At 45.1% G+C, this 16704-nt stretch carries 14 protein-coding genes and 1 tRNA gene; 4 read left to right on the top strand and 11 right to left on the bottom strand.

Annotated features, from left to right (window positions below):
• Positions 1-80 precede the first annotated feature (80 nt).
• Positions 81-164 (top strand) — tRNA-Leu (locus MKY52_RS08000).
• A 120-nt stretch (positions 165-284) separates the two neighbouring features.
• Positions 285-1679, top strand: coding sequence for an MATE family efflux transporter (locus tag MKY52_RS07995; RefSeq protein WP_341050867.1), 1395 nt, complete (start codon positions 285-287; stop codon positions 1677-1679).
• Between the two features lie 56 nt (positions 1680-1735).
• On the opposite strand, the gene MKY52_RS07990 is transcribed toward MKY52_RS07995, so the two are convergent.
• From MKY52_RS07990 to MKY52_RS07980, 3 genes are all read right to left on the bottom strand, one after another.
• Complete coding sequence (locus MKY52_RS07990; RefSeq protein ID WP_341050865.1) at positions 1736-3076, bottom strand: FAD-dependent oxidoreductase; 1341 nt, start codon at positions 3074-3076, stop codon at positions 1736-1738.
• Positions 3077-3325: 249 nt separating this feature from the next.
• A complete protein-coding gene (locus MKY52_RS07985; RefSeq protein WP_341050863.1) occupies positions 3326-4693 on the bottom strand; it encodes a sensor histidine kinase in 1368 nt (455 codons plus the stop codon).
• Complete coding sequence (locus tag MKY52_RS07980; RefSeq protein WP_341050860.1) at positions 4671-5411, bottom strand: response regulator transcription factor; 741 nt, start codon at positions 5409-5411, stop codon at positions 4671-4673. The genes MKY52_RS07985 and MKY52_RS07980 overlap by 23 nt, the downstream gene beginning before the upstream one ends.
• A 158-nt stretch (positions 5412-5569) precedes the next feature.
• Between MKY52_RS07980 and MKY52_RS07975 the strand changes: the two genes are divergently transcribed.
• A complete protein-coding gene (locus MKY52_RS07975; protein ID WP_341050857.1) occupies positions 5570-6229 on the top strand; it encodes a hypothetical protein in 660 nt (219 codons plus the stop codon).
• 94 nt (positions 6230-6323) lie between these two features.
• On the opposite strand, the gene MKY52_RS07970 is transcribed toward MKY52_RS07975, so the two are convergent.
• Positions 6324-7262, bottom strand: coding sequence for a DMT family transporter (locus MKY52_RS07970; protein ID WP_341050855.1), 939 nt, complete (start codon positions 7260-7262; stop codon positions 6324-6326).
• Positions 7263-7402: 140 nt separating this feature from the next.
• On the opposite strand from MKY52_RS07970, the gene MKY52_RS07965 reads away from it, so the two are divergent.
• Positions 7403-8743, top strand: a complete 1341-nt coding sequence (locus tag MKY52_RS07965) for an aminotransferase-like domain-containing protein (RefSeq protein WP_341053366.1) — start codon at positions 7403-7405, stop codon at positions 8741-8743.
• 86 nt (positions 8744-8829) lie between these two features.
• On the opposite strand, the gene MKY52_RS07960 is transcribed toward MKY52_RS07965, so the two are convergent.
• From MKY52_RS07960 to MKY52_RS07930, 7 genes are all read right to left on the bottom strand, one after another.
• Positions 8830-9927, bottom strand: a complete 1098-nt coding sequence (locus MKY52_RS07960) for a polysaccharide deacetylase family protein (protein ID WP_341050853.1) — start codon at positions 9925-9927, stop codon at positions 8830-8832.
• 21 nt (positions 9928-9948) lie between these two features.
• The gene (locus MKY52_RS07955) at positions 9949-11253 is read right to left on the bottom strand and encodes a 6-phospho-beta-glucosidase (protein WP_445670987.1); all 1305 of its coding nucleotides are present in this window, start codon (positions 11251-11253) and stop codon (positions 9949-9951) included.
• Positions 11243-12256 (bottom strand): N-acetylglucosamine kinase, encoded by a 1014-nt coding sequence (locus MKY52_RS07950; RefSeq protein WP_341050849.1) that lies wholly within the window; start codon positions 12254-12256, stop codon positions 11243-11245. Before MKY52_RS07950 ends, MKY52_RS07955 begins: the two co-directional genes overlap by 11 nt.
• Before the next feature lie 30 nt (positions 12257-12286).
• Entirely contained in the window at positions 12287-13276 is a 990-nt protein-coding gene (locus tag MKY52_RS07945; RefSeq protein ID WP_042184112.1) for a LacI family DNA-binding transcriptional regulator, read from the bottom strand.
• A 133-nt stretch (positions 13277-13409) separates the two neighbouring features.
• The gene (locus MKY52_RS07940; RefSeq protein WP_339244322.1) at positions 13410-14795 is read right to left on the bottom strand and encodes an ABC transporter substrate-binding protein; all 1386 of its coding nucleotides are present in this window, start codon (positions 14793-14795) and stop codon (positions 13410-13412) included.
• Between the two features lie 53 nt (positions 14796-14848).
• On the bottom strand, positions 14849-15727 hold the full coding sequence (locus MKY52_RS07935) for a carbohydrate ABC transporter permease (protein WP_042184115.1): 879 nt from the start codon (positions 15725-15727) through the stop codon (positions 14849-14851).
• Positions 15724-16617: a carbohydrate ABC transporter permease gene (locus tag MKY52_RS07930; RefSeq protein WP_042184117.1), complete on the bottom strand. Its 894-nt coding sequence runs from the start codon at positions 16615-16617 to the stop codon at positions 15724-15726. The genes MKY52_RS07935 and MKY52_RS07930 overlap by 4 nt, the downstream gene beginning before the upstream one ends.
• Between the last annotated feature and the right edge of the window lie 87 nt (positions 16618-16704).

Genomic DNA, 16704 nt, shown 5'->3' with positions numbered 1-16704 from the left:
TTCTTTTTACATTAGGTATTGCCCTTTGCGCTAATATATGATAATTTAGTTCTGCACTGCATGATTCTTTTAAATTTTGTGCGGTCGTGGCGGAATTGGCAGACGCGCACGGTTCAGGTCCGTGTGGGTTAATCCCCGTGGAGGTTCGAGTCCTCTCGACCGCATACCTAAGTGCTCATAAATTAGCCGTACTTTTGAATTGCTCTTCAACCTGAAGAGCCTTTTTCTATTTATAAGGATATTTCAGATTTGGATAACTCTAATGTAAAAGAAGTGAAGCGAAGATGGAACCTAATGTAAATGTCAATACGAAGCGAAGTGTGCGGTTTCTTGAAAAATATTTTTCAGGAGAATCGTTAGATTATCGCCATATGATTGCTTTATTTATCCCTATTCTGGTAGATCAAGCCTTTATAGTGGGGCTAAATCTAGTGAATACGGCTATGATCAGTTCGTCCGGTGTGGCAGCTATCAGTGCGGTGAACATGATTGATTCTCTTAATCTTTTTCTCATTAGTGTGTTTATCGCGGTATCAACAGGTGGTACGGTTGTCGTAGCGCAGTACAAAGGAAGCGGCAATAGTCTTATGGTGTCAAAGGCTACCGCAGGCGCGACTTCGTCGGTTTCCCTTATGGCTTTTATTATTGGTATGTTTGGTATTCTTTTTCACAAGCCGCTGTTGAACGTACTATTTGGAGCAGCTTCACCCGAGGTAATGCACAACGCCCGAATCTATTTGATTGGGAGCTGTATCTCCTATCTTGGTATAGCTGTGGTAGAGGCAGTGTGTGGTGCTCTTCGGGGAATCGGAAGGACGAGAGCCTCGCTTGCGCTATCGCTCATTATGAATTTAGTTTACGTTCTCTTGAATCTCGTATTTATTAACCTTTTGCATATGGGCGTTCTAGGAATGACCATTTCTATAAATATAGCTCGATATTTGGGCGCGATATGCGCTCTGTATTATCTGTTCCGCATGGACAATGAACTGCATATTCGAATTCGTGACTTACTGGTGGTTCAATTCTCCATGCTCAAAAAAATAATGTTCATTGGTATGCCGTTTGCGGCGGAGCAGATGTTCTTTAATGGTGGTAAGATTCTGACGCAAGTCTTTATCGTCAGTCTCGGTACTTACGCGCTTGCTACAAATGCTATCGCCTCTTCCTTTGCGGGGATTATGCAAATTCCGGGCAATGCGCTGTCTTTGACGATTATTACAGTGGTCGGACAATGTATGGGAAGCAATAATGTTAAGGATGCCCGGAAATTTATTAAATCGTTTCTCGTAGCATCTTCCCTTTCCTTTGTGGTGATGGGATTGTTAGTTATGCCTTTCTTCCATCCGCTAGTTTCGATGTTCCATCCACCTGCGGAGATAGTGAGAGATATCTTTATAATTGTACTTATCAATACAATCGTACAAATACCGCTTTGGTCTATTAGCTTCATAACACCATCAGCGCTTAGAGCAGCAGGAGATTCCAAGTTTACATCCATGGTGTCTATGCTGAGTATGTGGTTGTTCCGCGTAGTACTCGGATACATCTTAGGTATTGTTCTCGATTTCGGTCTACTTGGGGTTTGGTTAGCTATGAACTGTGAGTGGGGAATAAGAGGATTCATATTTCTACGGCGTTTCATGGGTAAGAAGTGGGTTCAGCATCGTGTTATATAGTAAAAGTAAAAGACACCCCCCTAAAGGGTGTCTTTTTGTTTGCCATGCATGTAGTATTATTCTTTGATCTGTGAGAACAAATCATTCAAAGCTTCACTCATTGTAGGGTGAGTAAAGATATGATCTCTCAAAAAGGTAAAATCTTGCCCTGTTTGTATTGCCATGCTCACGATATTAATCACTTCGCTAGATTCCGCACAGAACAATGTAGCTCCGAGGATTTTATTGGTTTTTGCATCCACAATTGCTTTTAGGAAGCCCTCGGTTTCATTAATTAAGCGAGCACGTGGAATAGCTGCTGCAGGCAACTTAGCGACTTTAATTTCAAGTCCTTGTTCGACGGCTGCTTCTTCACTTATTCCTACTCTGGATAGTGGGGGATCAATAAATACACTGTATGGAACAACGTCACGGTCATTTGTGGTATGGGAATGATCGCCGAAGAGATCATTTCGTACAATTCTATAATCATCTAATGAGATGTAGGTAAACTGTAATCCGCCTTTGACATCTCCGAGGGCCCATATATGGGGAACGGTGGTTTTTAGGGAAGGGTCCACCTTAATAGCTCCCCGATCTGTAACTTCTACACCGGCTGCTTCTAAATTTAATCCCTCAATGTTTGGTTTTCTACCTGTCGCAACCAGAACAGCATCGACTTTCAATTCTTGAATAGCACCATCTATCGAAAAGGAGATAACGGTTCCATCTTTAACATCCTTCAGTCCTATAACCTTTGCATTCAGTTTGACCTCAATGTTCTTCTTGGTAAAGGTTTGGAGGACGGCGTCCGCGACATCGCGGTCTTCTTTAGGAATGAATTTCGGGGAACCCTCCAGCACCGTAACCTGTGCGCCGAATTGACTGTAGATCGACGCGAATTCCAATCCAATATAACCACCACCAATGATGGCTAGTTTAGTTGGGAGCTCCTTAAGATCCATAATGGATGTGCTGGTATATACGAACTTACTATCTTGTATCCCATCAATAGTAGGAATGATGGTTTCAGCGCCCGTATTAATGAAGATTTTATCGGCGGTTAAGGTTTTCGTCTCACCGGCATCCTTTACTTGGACTTCGTGATCCGATAAGAAGGAAGCTTCACCATTGATAACTTCTATATTCTCGTTCTGATTTAGATTATCGTAATTTTTTTGGCGTAGACTTGAAATAAGTTGATCCTTATTATGGACCGCTTCTATATAATCTTCCCCTTGATGGGCTTGATAAGCTAAGGATTTCGTAGGGATACAGGCGATGTTAATGCAAGTTCCACCGTACATTTTCTTAGAGCGTTCAATCACGGCTACTTTCCATTTTCGATTAGCTAGTTCTGTGGCAAGGGTCTTTCCGCCTTTACCGAAACCAATAATAATAGCGTCGAACTTGTTCATTTTAATACCTCCAGGTCACACAGGATGTTTTAAATTATGCATTAAATAGCATGTTTCTTTATTATTACCCTAAATCCGAAGGCCATTAAACGAACGATAAAGAGATTTGAAGACGAAAAAGAGATCTCCTCTAAAGGGAATCTCTTGATGGTCAATATAGCTACCTTGTTGCCTTCTTTAACAATGAAAGAACTGAGTTCGAGGTGCTTAGGAGGATCGCTTTTTGGTATTCGCTCGACATAAAACTGTCTAGGTAGGGGAGAGTGTAGGGAATCCCATGGTGATCACTGCACCGCCATCCTTACGGTTCCCTGCTGAAATCAGACCTCCAGAGCGCTCAACGATCGCACGGGATATGGCTAGTCCTAGCCCTGATTCGCCATCTTTTCCTTTTACAAATCGGTGGAACAGGTATGGAAGCAGATCTTCTGATATGCCAGGGCCATCATCACTAACGGAGAGCAGAGCCTGGCCATCTTTAACCGAAGCATGAATGTAAATATGCTGGTCTGCATAACGAGTTGCATTGGAAACTACATTAAGAAGTGCTTGCAACAGCTTATCTCTATCGGCCCGGATCGTAAGTGGCTCGCAGTCATCGTACGATACATGTAGGGTCAGCCCTTTTTTTATCAAAAGGGGGTTCATGCGTTCGATCGTTTCTATGACTAAATCGTCCAGAGAAAGCTCGCTAGTTCTAAATATATCCTCCTCACTATCCAGTTTCGCAAGCAGGGTCATTTCTGTAACGAGTTTCTTCAGACGACTACTCTCACTCATAATAATATCCAGACCTTTATCGATTCCTTCCCCCTCGAAGATGCCATCCTTAATCCCTTCAGCATAACCAGAGATAGACATTAGTGGGGTCTTTAATTCGTGTGACGCATTCTGGAAAAATTGCTTCTGTACGTGGTTAAAACGATTCAATTCGCCAGCCATGTTATATACCGACTTAGCGACAGCACCAATCTCTCCGCCAGCTTTAATTAGCTTAACGTCCGAAAAGTGGCGTTCCTTTACCTTTTTCAGCTCTTCCTGCAGCTTCATTAAAGGTTGGATTAGCTTTTTCGTGATAAACAGTCCAAATAGGAGCATAAATGCCCCTGCTGCAACGAAAACGATTAGTAGTCTTTTGAACAGAGCTTGTTCAATGCTTGTTACTGCACTCATAGGTGTAAGCAGAGTTAGCGTGCCTATTGGCGTAGCCTTCACTTCTGTTATATATCTTGCATCTGTTCCATTCCAAATATTCTGGAGATCAGAGGTTTGACCAGCGACAAACTGCGTATTGGAATTTACCGCGATTGAACTCATATTTGATGAGCTGGACAGTACTTTTCCAGTCTCATCACTAAGAATGGCCTCGACGCTTGCAATACCTACAGAAGAAGGCATGATCGCGGGCAGCGCATGGAGCTCAGTTTCGATGTTTCCCTTGTGTGCGGTACCGTGAATCATAGTGGCTGACATGGCGGAACTAATGCTTCGTAATTCCTCCTTTTGTGTACCGACAAAATGATTGAGCAGTACAAAGTGGATCACAACAGCGGTAATAGACAGGAGCAGTACTAAGGCGATACTAAAGGCTAAATTAATCTGATGTGCTAGCTTCATTGATCTCCATTCCCTCCTCAATACGCATACGATAGCCATGTCCCCAAACGGCTTCAATCGGCAGCAGGTCTAGTTTTTTCCGCATTCGTTTAATTAAATGGTCCACGGCGCGGTCGCTCCCGAAATAGTCATCTCCCCAAACATAGGTTAACAGCTCATCTCTTGTAAATGCGCGGTTTGGAGAAGCTGCAAAAACTTTTAGAAGGGTGAATTCTTTGCTGGTGAGTTCAATCTCATTTCCGTGCCAGAACACACGTCTTTCCTCCAATAATAACTGTAGGTGGCTAACTTCAATTTGCGTCGATGGGTGTGGGCTACTAATTGCGGGTTCCACGGGATTACTCATTTTATACCAGCGTTGTAACTGGCGTTTAATGCGAGCAACTAGCTCCCGGGGGCTAAATGGCTTGACCAGATAATCATCACTGCCAAGCTCTAAGCCTAATATTTTATCCACTTCATTATCTCTTGCGGAGATCATAATAATCGGTACCTCGGCTTCATTGCGAATCCGCCGACAAAACTCGTACCCGTCCATGCCAGGCAACATTACGTCGAGCACCCACATATCGGGTGGGCTTGTCTGCCATAAGGTCCAAGCTTCCTCAGCGCTGCCAAGGCCGATCGTGCGGTAATTTTCTTTTTGTAAATAGGCTTCTACAAGATTACGTATATGCTGATCATCGTCTACTACGGCAATGAGATAGTTGGTATTCATTTCGTTACCTCCAGAGTATTCTTCTGCAATTATATCAATCCATAGGTGGGTATAGGGGGCTGCCATCGTTTTTCCACAAATTAACCAATGTTATGCCACACCCATTTTGTAAGCTTGGACTTGTAAGATCATTCAAATCGACGAGGAGTGTTGTATTTATGAATCAACAGATGATATTTAAAAAGTTAGCGTTGTCCGCCTTACTAGTTTCCGCAGTTGCCGCACCGACTGCAGTGAACGCAGCTAGTGGAGCTAACGATCAAAGTGCGAAGACAACAACAGCAGCCGTGGTTACTCCAGCAAATAGTGGATCACTTTCTGCAAGCTTAATAAGCTTTGATTGGGTAGATCCCCTGGAACTGGCTAAAACATACGCACCTAATACCCTGGAAGACTGGAAGAAGACCTTGGATCAATATTATAAGGCTGCTGGATTTAGCATTACCGCAGTTTCTGAGCTTGTACCTTCTGAGCAGGCGGAGGGAGTTCTATTATCGAAAGAGATTGGATCAGCTGAAGCTCTGCCCGTGAGTTACATTGAAGCGGGTCGCAATGTTGAGGTATTACCTAATGATAAGAAGATGGAGAGTTTTGCCTCTACTTCAATTAAAGGTGTAGCTGCAATTGCGGCAGTAGAATCAACTGAAGCTACGATTTCAATTCAAGAACTTAGTGAGGCTGATAAAGCCTTCTTCAAAGCCCAAGAGGATCTGAATAGTGCGGCTAAAACCAAAGATTCCACTGTGATTAAGGAAGCTTTAACTAAACTATTGGATCAATATAAAGAGAAAATCAAGGCGTTAGAAACGTCGAAGTAACAGTGATAACCGCAGCTTGATACAGAATACAGAGAATGAAAAGGTAAAAGCAAAAAGACACCTCGAGGGGTGTCTTTTTGTTACGTAAATGTATCTAGTCCAACCCAATCTCGCTTTTTGCTTGAACCCTTGCCCTTTTCCGCCAATTCACTCCGATCACCCCGGCAATAATCATCACCGTGCCGGTCCAATGATACCATTCCAGCTGTTCATTCAGCAGGAGTACACCCCCAAGAATAGAGACAACTGTCGAAAGACTGCCGAAGATACTCACGCGTGAAGCCTCCATTCGGGATAAAGCATAGTTGGAGAGGAAGGAGGTCACGAGGGAAGATAGCACACCGAGATAAATCATGGAGAATATGAATTTTGGCTCCTGAAAAGGTGTGAAATATTGATTCAAGGTTCCTGCCGAACCATGTTTAATGATCGATAATCCATTAAAAAATATAAATCCAAATAAAGTAATCATATAAGTGAGCTCTTTAGGACTCCAAGTTCGTGTCAGCTTTCGGGCCGCAACATTATAGCCGGCAAGGGATAGCGCTGAGATTAGGATGAGTAAGACGCCCCACAGACTAGAGGAAGAAATTCTCACGCCCGGAATGGCAAAGATAAGAATGATGCCTGCAACCGAGATTAAGGTGGAGATCTTCTGGAAACCGCTCGTAGTTTCTTTCAAGAACATCGCTGCTAAAATGATGGTGAAGATGGGCATGGTCGCCTGAATTATGCCCGCTACAGCAGATGTTGTATGCAGAAGTCCGAAGGCTTGAAGTGTAAAGTACAACGATGGGTATAGTAGAGCAAGTGGGATTACCACTGCTGCCTTGGAAATACCAAACTTTACCCGCCCCCATCCTGGAAAAGTAAATAATGAAGCGGCAAGGAAAGATAACGTGAAGCGGTGAGCTAACGTATCGAATGGGTCCGAGACGGTTAAAGCCATTTTTACAAATATAAAAGAAAACCCGACAATAATAGCATTCAAGACAGCAGCTACTATCGCTTTTTGAGTAGAAGATGTATTCATCTATAAGACCTCCAAAGTGTTGCGCGCATTTAGGACCGGTCCTGTTATGCTCTTTATTCTAAGGCTAGACCAGCTGTGCTACAATGTAATTATTGTTCATCTGTACCGGTACAAAATAGACTCGGAGGTAGGTGAAGGGCATATTTAAGTATTCGGAGTTAATCAACGATCTGGAATTACAAATCGCTGAAGATACATATCGTGAGGGCGACAAGTTACCTTCTATTCGAGAGCTGGCGCTACGTTATGATTGCAATAAGAGCACGGTTATTCGAGCACTCCAAGACCTTCAGGACAAACATCTAATCTATGCCGCGTCAAAGAGTGGATATTATGTCATGAAACGCAGTGGGGAGCGAAAAGAAGAGGGCGCGCACTGGATTGATTTTACAGCATCTGCACCGGACCCGGATATTTTTCCGTATCTAGATTTTCAACATTGTATTAATAAGGCGATCGATATGTACCGTAAGGATTTGTTTATCTATGGAACGCCGCAAGGGCTGCCGTCTCTGATCCGTGAAATGCAGCGGCAACTGGCCTCATATCAGGTATTTGCTGATTCCAAACAGATTTTCATCACCTCTGGTGTGCAGCAAGCACTTGGACTCTTAACCCGTATTCCTTTTCCGAATGGCAGGGAGCGCGTGTTGATTGAACAGCCGAGTTACCCACTGTTTATGGAGTATTTGAAGACGTACGACATCGAGACAGAGGGGATACAGCGTTCGGATGACGGGGTGGACTTGAATGAATTAGAGCGGTTATTTAAGACGGGCCAGTTCAAGTTCTTCTATACCGTACCACGGTTTCATAATCCGCTTGGCGTTTCCTATACCCGCAACCAGAAGAAGGCGATTGCCCAGCTTGCAGCTAAATACGATGTGTATATCGTTGAGGATGACTACATGGCAGATCTGGAGCAGGATACGAAGCAAGATCCGATTTATGCCTATGACAATACATCACACGTTATCTATTTAAAAAGCTTCTCCAAGATTATATTCCCAGGTCTGCGCGTTGGTGTGGCTGTACTTCCTGAGGTGCTCTGTGAGTCCTTTAACCGATTCAAAAGACTGATGGATATAGATAGTTCTATGCTGTCTCAAGCTGCCTTGGAGTTGTATTTGAAAAGTGGAATGTTCGAGCGCCACCGAAAAAAGATGCGTTCCTGCTACGGAAAAAGATCCATGCTTCTCCATGATTCGATTATGAGGGAGGCAAATGCAGCATCTGAAGAGCATTATTCCTATGTTCCAGCCAGTCAGCTAGGCGTGCATACGTATCTGAAATTGGAGGAGAACTATAGAGCAGAGCAGATGATCAAACGGCTGCAAAAAAAGTTCATTCGAGTGGAGATGGCGGATAGCGGTTACCTTCCGTATTTCGCCAAGGAGAGCATTCTAAAGCTCAACGTATCTAGTGTAAAAGAGCCTGATATTTCTTCTGGCATTGCACAGGTGATTCGAGAAATACGCTAAAATAGGTGCAATAGAAGCTACAGCAAACTTGAGGTGAATAAAAAAAGCCTGCTTAATTTAGCAGACTTAAGGAAATACATTATATCTTATTGATCTTCTACTATCTCTGACTGCCAGCCTAACTGTCTGCACATCTCGCTCATTTTGCGAATATTCAGCCTAGCCTCGATCCGGGTTAAGCCCAGTCTGATTGAAGTATCCGCAGCCCAGCGAAGCAAGTATACCAAGGTATCAGCCTGCGCTTCTTTAGCCGCATAATCTAATAATACAAGGGTATTGTCTACGACACCGGCGCGTACATATCCCCAATAGCTGCCATCAAATTGCCGTATGGTAAACAACTCGCGATCCTCTGTCACTCCAACCTCTTCTAGTGGACTCTCCAGATGCTCCAGCCACTCCTTTTCAGAAGTGAAATGTAGTGTATATTGCGGAATGTTCCACTCAGTTGTCTGGGTCGCGAGGTCGGCAAGCTGCTTACTATTTTCTAAAGCGATCCAATTTTCCAAGGGATGATCTAACTCTGCGGGAACGTCTACGACTATTTTCCAGGGTCTGTGGTTTACTTCTACGCCAATGGACCCAAGGATCTCAGGTACGCCGACACTTTCCAAGCCTCTTTGCTTGGCGATCCGAATAAGTGCTCTCAGTGCATCCGGTGAACCTTTTGCAACATCATTACTATGCATGACTACAATGATTCCATTCTCAAGCGTAGGTTCAACTCTGGCAATGATCTCTTCAGCAGAAATACCAGACCAATCTCCGCAGTCAACGCCTTCAATATCCAGATAATCGCCCCATTCTGTCAGCCACTCGAGATTTTCTTCCCGGAATGAGCAATATGGAAAACGCATGAAATTGGGAGAAGGGAGACCCGTTGCGTCCTGATAGGCCAGCTCAGTCAGCTTCAACTGCTCTAAGAATACCGCCTTTGGCACTTGGGCCATTCGCCGATGATGGTACGTATGCGGAGCAAGCACATGACCACGGGACAGGATCAATCTCGCCTTCTCTGGATAGCGATCCATCCATTCCCCAGTGAAGAAAAAGGTGCCGACAGCACCTTCCTCCTCCAAAACATCAAGCCATAATTCAACGGGAAGCTGGGAAGGCCCATCATCAAATGTAAACGCGCAGATGGCTTGGTTCACATCGCCTTTCCAAACCGCTTTAGCTGACATATTGACGCCTCATCTCTATGGTTATTTAGTAAAAAAGTTCGGCAAGAACTCTTTATTGGCTTCCAGCATTTCATCCAGCATACGAACCGCCACATCTACAGATGGAACGAGTGGATGATGCACCATTGCCTGAAGGGCAAGCGCACGGTCACCGGTCACAGCGGCATCAATGGCTAGCTGCTCGTAGGTTTTGACAGCATGAATAAGCCCTTTGGCCATCGGTGGAATCTTAGTCAGTGGTAGAGGTAGTGGTCCGTTCTTGGTGACAACACAGTTCACTTCAATGCTTGCATCATCTGGTAAGAAGTCCAGTATGCCACGGTTAGCGACATTCAAGGTCTGGATGTCGTTTGAACCGTTATGGAGCGATCTCATGAGATTAACTGCTGCTTCTGAATAGAAAGCACCACCGCGTTGTTCTAGCTGTTTCGGTTTCTCGCTCAGCTCTAAGTTGGCGTATAGCTCAAATAGCTCTTCTTCTACGCGTTTGACGACTTCAGCACGGTTGATACCTTGCTTAAACGATTCCATCTGCTCTTCGAGCATGGCATCCGTCATATAGAAATATTTTAAATAGTAGGAAGGCACGGCGCGAAGAGATTTTAGGAATTCTGGATTCCACTCTCGGGCTGGCACGTTCTTGGCACTGTAGCCCTCTGTGAGCATTTCATCCAGCTTATCTTCACCTTCAACGTCGATTCGAGTAATCCAGTGTAAGTGATTCAGACCAACAAATTCGGCATAAACACGGTCGGCAGCTACGTTATATTTGGCGGATACTTGTTTGATCAGGCCGATTGGTGCATTACATAGACCGATACTCTTTACTTTGGAGTATTTCAGAACAGCCTCAGTGACCATTCCTGCAGGATTGGTGAAATTGAGCAGCCATGCGTTAGGAGCCAGCTCTTCGATATCCCGGCATACATCCAGAATGACAGGGATCGTACGCAGTGCTTTCATCATTCCGCCAGGACCTGTCGTTTCTTGACCAATGACACCATATTTAAGAGGAATCGATTCATCACGTGCGCGGGCATCAAGCATACCGACACGCATCTGAGTGCTGACGAAGTCTGCACCTTCGATAGCCTTCCGGCGGTCTGTTGTAAGATGAACTTCAATCGGAAGCCCGGATTTCTCAACCATGCGTTTAGCGAGATTTCCAACGATATTCAGCTTGCGAAGTCCAGGTTCGATGTCTACGAGCCATAGTTCACGAACAGGAAGCTCCTTGTAATGAAGAATAAATCCCTCTACCAATTCGGGTGTATACGAAGAACCCCCACCGATAACTGCGATCTTTAATCCTTGATTAGTTGCCAAGATCAACCACTCCTGTCTTTTTTGTTTGTTGGATCGATTCATAATCTTGAAATTGCCGCATGGTCTCATACGCTTCACTACTAAGGGTCAAACCATCTTGATCCATCGCGGACCATACGGCACCTACTACAGGCTCTGTGGCAAGAGTCACCACAGTTGCATGTGGAGCTGCGGCTTGTACAGCTTTCTCAATAGGTCCGCGAATCCAGCCGCGATCCCCACGGGTTAGCAGACTTCCCGCCAGAACCACATCGAAGGTGTCCTGCTCCATCCCAAGCTTGTGGATGACTGCCGCAGCGGACTTCCCTAACTCAACGCCTTGCCGATTTAGAATCTCTAAAGCTACAGCGTCTCCTTCAGCTGCTGCTTCGAAAAGCAAACGAGCAGCATGAACAGGGACCCTTTTCCAATGATTGAGGAAATCATTAAACATATCTGCAACTTCCTCATAACCTAGCAAGTTGAGTAGAAGTCCGGTCAAGAGGGTAGGTTGCTCCCGTCCATCCCAAGCTCTTATGACAGAACGAAAGACTTCAATGTTGAGAGCACCGCCACCACCGAAGTCACCGTACATGTAGTCAAAGCCACCACACTGATAGTGCTCTCCTCGCGTGTTTCTGCCTGCCGAATTGGTGCCTGTACCGCAGATTAGTGCAACTCCATAAGGGCGAGTCGTCCCTGCACGTAATCCGATCATGGTGTCACAGTTAATGGTGTAATTGATAAATCCGATCTCGCGAATCATTGGATGGAGAATGAGATAATCGGCCTCTCGGTCAGCACCGGCAAGCCCAAGATAGGTATGCTGGATGTCCTCCAATCGGAGTCCAGCCTCATCTAGTGCCCCGAATGTGGCCTCTCGAATGCTGTTGGCTGCCTCAAGTGCGCCTGTCTGGTGGTTGCCGTTACCGCTCCTGCCCTTACCGAGGACATTGCCATGTTCATCGCATAGCAGAGCATAGGTTTTGGTGCCTCCACCATCGATCCCCAAGTAGTAAGTCAATGGTTGTCACTCCTTGTTTATATGATTTAATTAATTGGAAGTAGTAGATTCCCGTACAATTAACTCCGGGTCAATCTTTACTCCAGCTCCGCGCTTCATCTTTCCAGAGATACGCTTTAAGAGCATTTCGGCAGCTGCTAATCCAATTTTGTCCGAAGGCTGACGGATCGTTGTTAAATATGGATGAAGCTGTGAAGCAATATAATGATCATCATAACCAATCACAGCTACTTGTTCGGGTACCCGAATGCCAGCTTCCATTAACGCGTTGATGACGCCAAGGGCGATATTGTCATCGCCAGCGAATACCGCAGTAGGTAATTGTCCTTCGTTCAGCCAACGCTTGCAGGTTTCGTATCCCATTCCAATTTCGAAATCACCATGTACAATCTCAAATGGAGTAAGACCTTTTTCCTCAAGCGCTTGTAGGAATCCGGCACGCCGCTCCCGCGTACTACGGAACATCTCCTGTCCACATAGATGAGCAATTGACGTATGACCGAGCGCTAACAGATGACTGGTAGCCATGTAGCCACCTTTGAAGTTGTCAATCGTGATAGAGTAGGTGTCATTCTCGGGCTTTTGGTTATCAATCAGCACATAGGGGATGCCGCGCCGTTTTAATTCCACAATATAATTATCCTCTTCCATCGGAGAGAGTAGAAACAAACCGTCTACACGATCCTCCTGGATTAAATAATGGCTATCATCCGATTCGATGCCTGCTGAGATGGAGATGGCCAAAAAATAACCATGCATCGCTAAGACTTCATTCAGCTCTTTGACCACTGCGTCAAAAAAAGAATCCTGCAGGGTCGTGACAATAATCCCGATAATTCCCGTCTTACCGCTTGCCAGACTGCGTGCCGCTGCATTAGGGCGATAATCCAGCTCTTTAATGGCCTCCAGCACCTTCTGGCGATTATTCTCGCGTACCGATTCGGCCCCATTTAAGACCCGGGATACGGTTACAACCGATAATCCTGATTTTTTGGCTACATCAAAAATACTCACTTTCATCTCTAGTTCTCCTCGCGGCAGATTTTCCGATCCTGTTTTCTACCTTTAGTATACAGGGTTGGCAGACTGTCCGCTAAACGTATGATTTCAAACAGGTATACCGTCCCTAAAGGGACGGCATATCTGCCAAATATTAACGATGAATGATCTCCGTAACTTTTTTCTGAATCGTCGTCATCACCTCTTCCACCGTCTTATGTCCAGTTTCTACTGGCTGCAATTCATTAATGAACATGTCATTAATTTGCGAGTAGTTGGTGATCAAATGGTTGTAGGATTCGAAGCCATAGTTCACAGCACCCTCGTAGACATTTTTGATATCTTGTGGATCGATGCCGTCAAAATGTTTATAGTAAGCTTCAGCAGCTTCGGTGTTGACTGGCGGGTTACCGCCACTAAGCTCAATGGATTTCTCCTGCACTTCGGTAGTGATCAAATATTTGATCCATTCCAAAGCTTCCTTCGGATGTTTGGAGTCCTTCAAGATCAGCAGCGGATCGACGTAAAGTGTGCTGCGGACCTTATCGTTGCCTCCCCATGGTACAGCGGCTACGCCGATTTTGAAGGGAAAGTCATTCGCACCTGCAAGGTTCCATGAGCCACCGATAGACATCCCGATTTTGCCTGCAACAAAGGGATCACCGTTCTGTCCGGCTACGCTTTTGCTCCACTCGGAGGAAGGAGAGACTTTATCTTTGAAGACGAGATCAAAGAGTTTGTTGTAGGCAGCAATCACTTCAGGGGAATCAAAATAAGTCTCGGAAGGCACGCCGCCATTAGTCCATGTATCCTCTGAATAAGGCTGCGCTCCAAAATATAAAGGCCGCATATCGCGTTCAGACCAGGTGAAGTCTACGCCATATTGTGTTTTGGCAATATCATCGGAGACGAGAGTCATTTGTTTAGCCTGGTCGACCATCTTTTCAAACGTCCAGCTCTTATCTTCATAATCGCTTGTTGGATAAGTCAGTTTGGCAGCATCAAACATGTCTTTGTTATAGAGCATCAAGGTGACATACATATTAACTGGGATACCATATGTGTGATCTTTAACCTTATAAATGTTCATCAGGTTCTCTGGGATGTTGTAATCGGCTGCCTTGAAGCCATCCTCTTTTAAAAGGTCGGTCAAATCGAGCAGCATATCCTTGTTGTAGTATTCTGCGAAACCTCCATAACCCCAGTGACTTGTCACATCGGGTGATTTGCCACCGGCAATTAGTGTTTGCAGCTTGCTGTCGAACTGCTCATAAGGTGCTTTTTCCACTTTTACTTTAATGTTCGGGTGCTGCTTTTCGAAATCAGGAATTAATTTCTCAACAAAAGTCCGGTCTTCTGAATCTATTGTGTAATGGGTGATGGTTACCGTTTCTGCTTTGCCTCCTGAATTGGTCGAGCCACCATTTCCTTCAGATAGAGTGTTACCCGCCGATTTGCCGCCGCTACAGCCTGACAATGCCAGAACAACAAGCATGGTTGTTGCAAGTAAAAGCGCACTACTTTTCCTGTTCTTGTTCATTAGCTAAACCCTCCATGATTTCAAGTATATTTGGCCGCCCGGGTGGCGGATTATTACTTAATCCCTGTAAGTACAATCCCTTCGACGAACTGTTTCTGTGCTACAGCAAACAGCGTTACGATAGGAACCATAGCTAGAACCGAAGCGACCATCAGCAAATGCCAAGGTGGAATGCGGAATCTGGATGAGGTGAGAGAAGCCATCCCGACGGGTAGCGTGAACTTCTCTGACGAGCTTAGGTAAAGCACCGGTGTAAGCAGATCGTTCCAGTTGTAGATAAAAGCAAAGATAGCTACAGTTGCAAGTGCGGGTTTGGAGAGTGGGAGTGCTATAGTAGCCCACATCCGTATTTCGCCGCATCCATCAATGCGTCCGGCATCAAACAGCTCTTCAGGCAACGTGGAGAAGAATTGGCGCAGCAGGAAAATGTTATAAGCTGAGCCGAAAAAAGCAGGCACAATCAAGGGTAGGAAGGTGTCGATCCAGTTCATTTGCGAAAAGAGTACGAACTGTGGAATCATAATGGCTGGATAAGGCAACATCATTGTGCTCAACAATAGGATGAACCATATCTGATTCCCTCTACCTCTGAATCTGGCGAATCCATAGGCGACCAGCGCTGAAGAAATCAAGGTGCCTACAACGCTGAGACCGGCGATAATTAAACTATTTTTGTAAAGCGTACCGAACTGCAGGGTATCAAATATTTCTGTGTAATTGCTCCACTGCCAGCTCTCTGGAAGAAAGGTGGGTGGGAACTTCAGCATCTCACGTTTGGACTTAAGTGAAGTGGAGACCATGAAGAACAAAGGAAGCAGCATCAGAAATGTTGTAACTACTAAAGTAATAAAGCTAAAAATCTTAACAGGCTCCACTTTCCGGCGGCGTTTGGTTCCTTTAGTCTGGGGGCTTAGCGCTCTGACTGTACTCATTTGCGTCCGCCTCCTTCGTAGTGAACATAACGGTTAGACAATTTCATAATTAGTGCGGTGCACAGCATAACTACGATGAGGAGCACCCATGCCAAGGCTGAGGAATAACCGGCACGATATTCTTTGAAAGCACTGGTGTAGAGATTATAGACATAGAACCAGGTAGAGTAATTCGGACCTCCTTGAGTCATAACAAAAGCTTGGGTAAAGACTTGGAAGGAATCAATCAGTCCCATAATTAGTTGAAAAAGCAGCACGGGAGAGATCATCGGCAAGGTAATGTTCAAGAAAATTCTGAAGCGTCCGGCACCGTCAAGGTTAGCGGCTTCGATCAAGCTAGCCGGTACGCCTTGCAGACCTGCGAGGAATAAAATCATTCCTGAGCCTGCTGTCCAGAAGGTCATGATGATCAAGGCATATAGTGCAGTGTCCGGGTTCATCAGCCAAGCCGGTCCATGAATACCGAACCAGGAAAGGATGTAATTGAAGAGCCCGATCTGCGGGTTGAAGATCCAGTACCATAGGAGGGACATGGCCACGCCGGATACCATGCTTGGAAAATACATGGCCGTTCGGAAAAAGCCGCGCAGAGGAATGGTCTGGTGAAGCAATAGCGCAAATCCAAGACCGAGAACAAGCTGGATAGGTACACCGATGAAGGTATATCTCAGCGTGACAACCACCGATTTCCAGAATAGGTCATTGTGAAACATCTCTGTGTAGTTAGCGAGCCCGATAAACTTAGGCGGGTGTATGATGTCATAATCAGTAAAGCTGAAGTAAAGCGATGATAAGATAGGATAAAGGGCGAATACTAGGAAGCCGATAATCCAAGGAGAAATGAACAGATACATGTAGAAAGTCTGCCGCCTGTTCTCGCGATTGATCATGACACACCAACCTCTCATTTTAAAGTATAAGCGCTTTAACTTTTGGTCGTGCTAATACTATTAAGTAGCAATAATAATAGATACCTT

This window comes from Paenibacillus sp. FSL P4-0184, from assembly GCF_038004625.1.
Classification (GTDB): Bacteria; Bacillota; Bacilli; order Paenibacillales; family Paenibacillaceae; genus Paenibacillus_AQ.
This window is presented reverse-complemented; position numbering and strand designations above follow the sequence as displayed.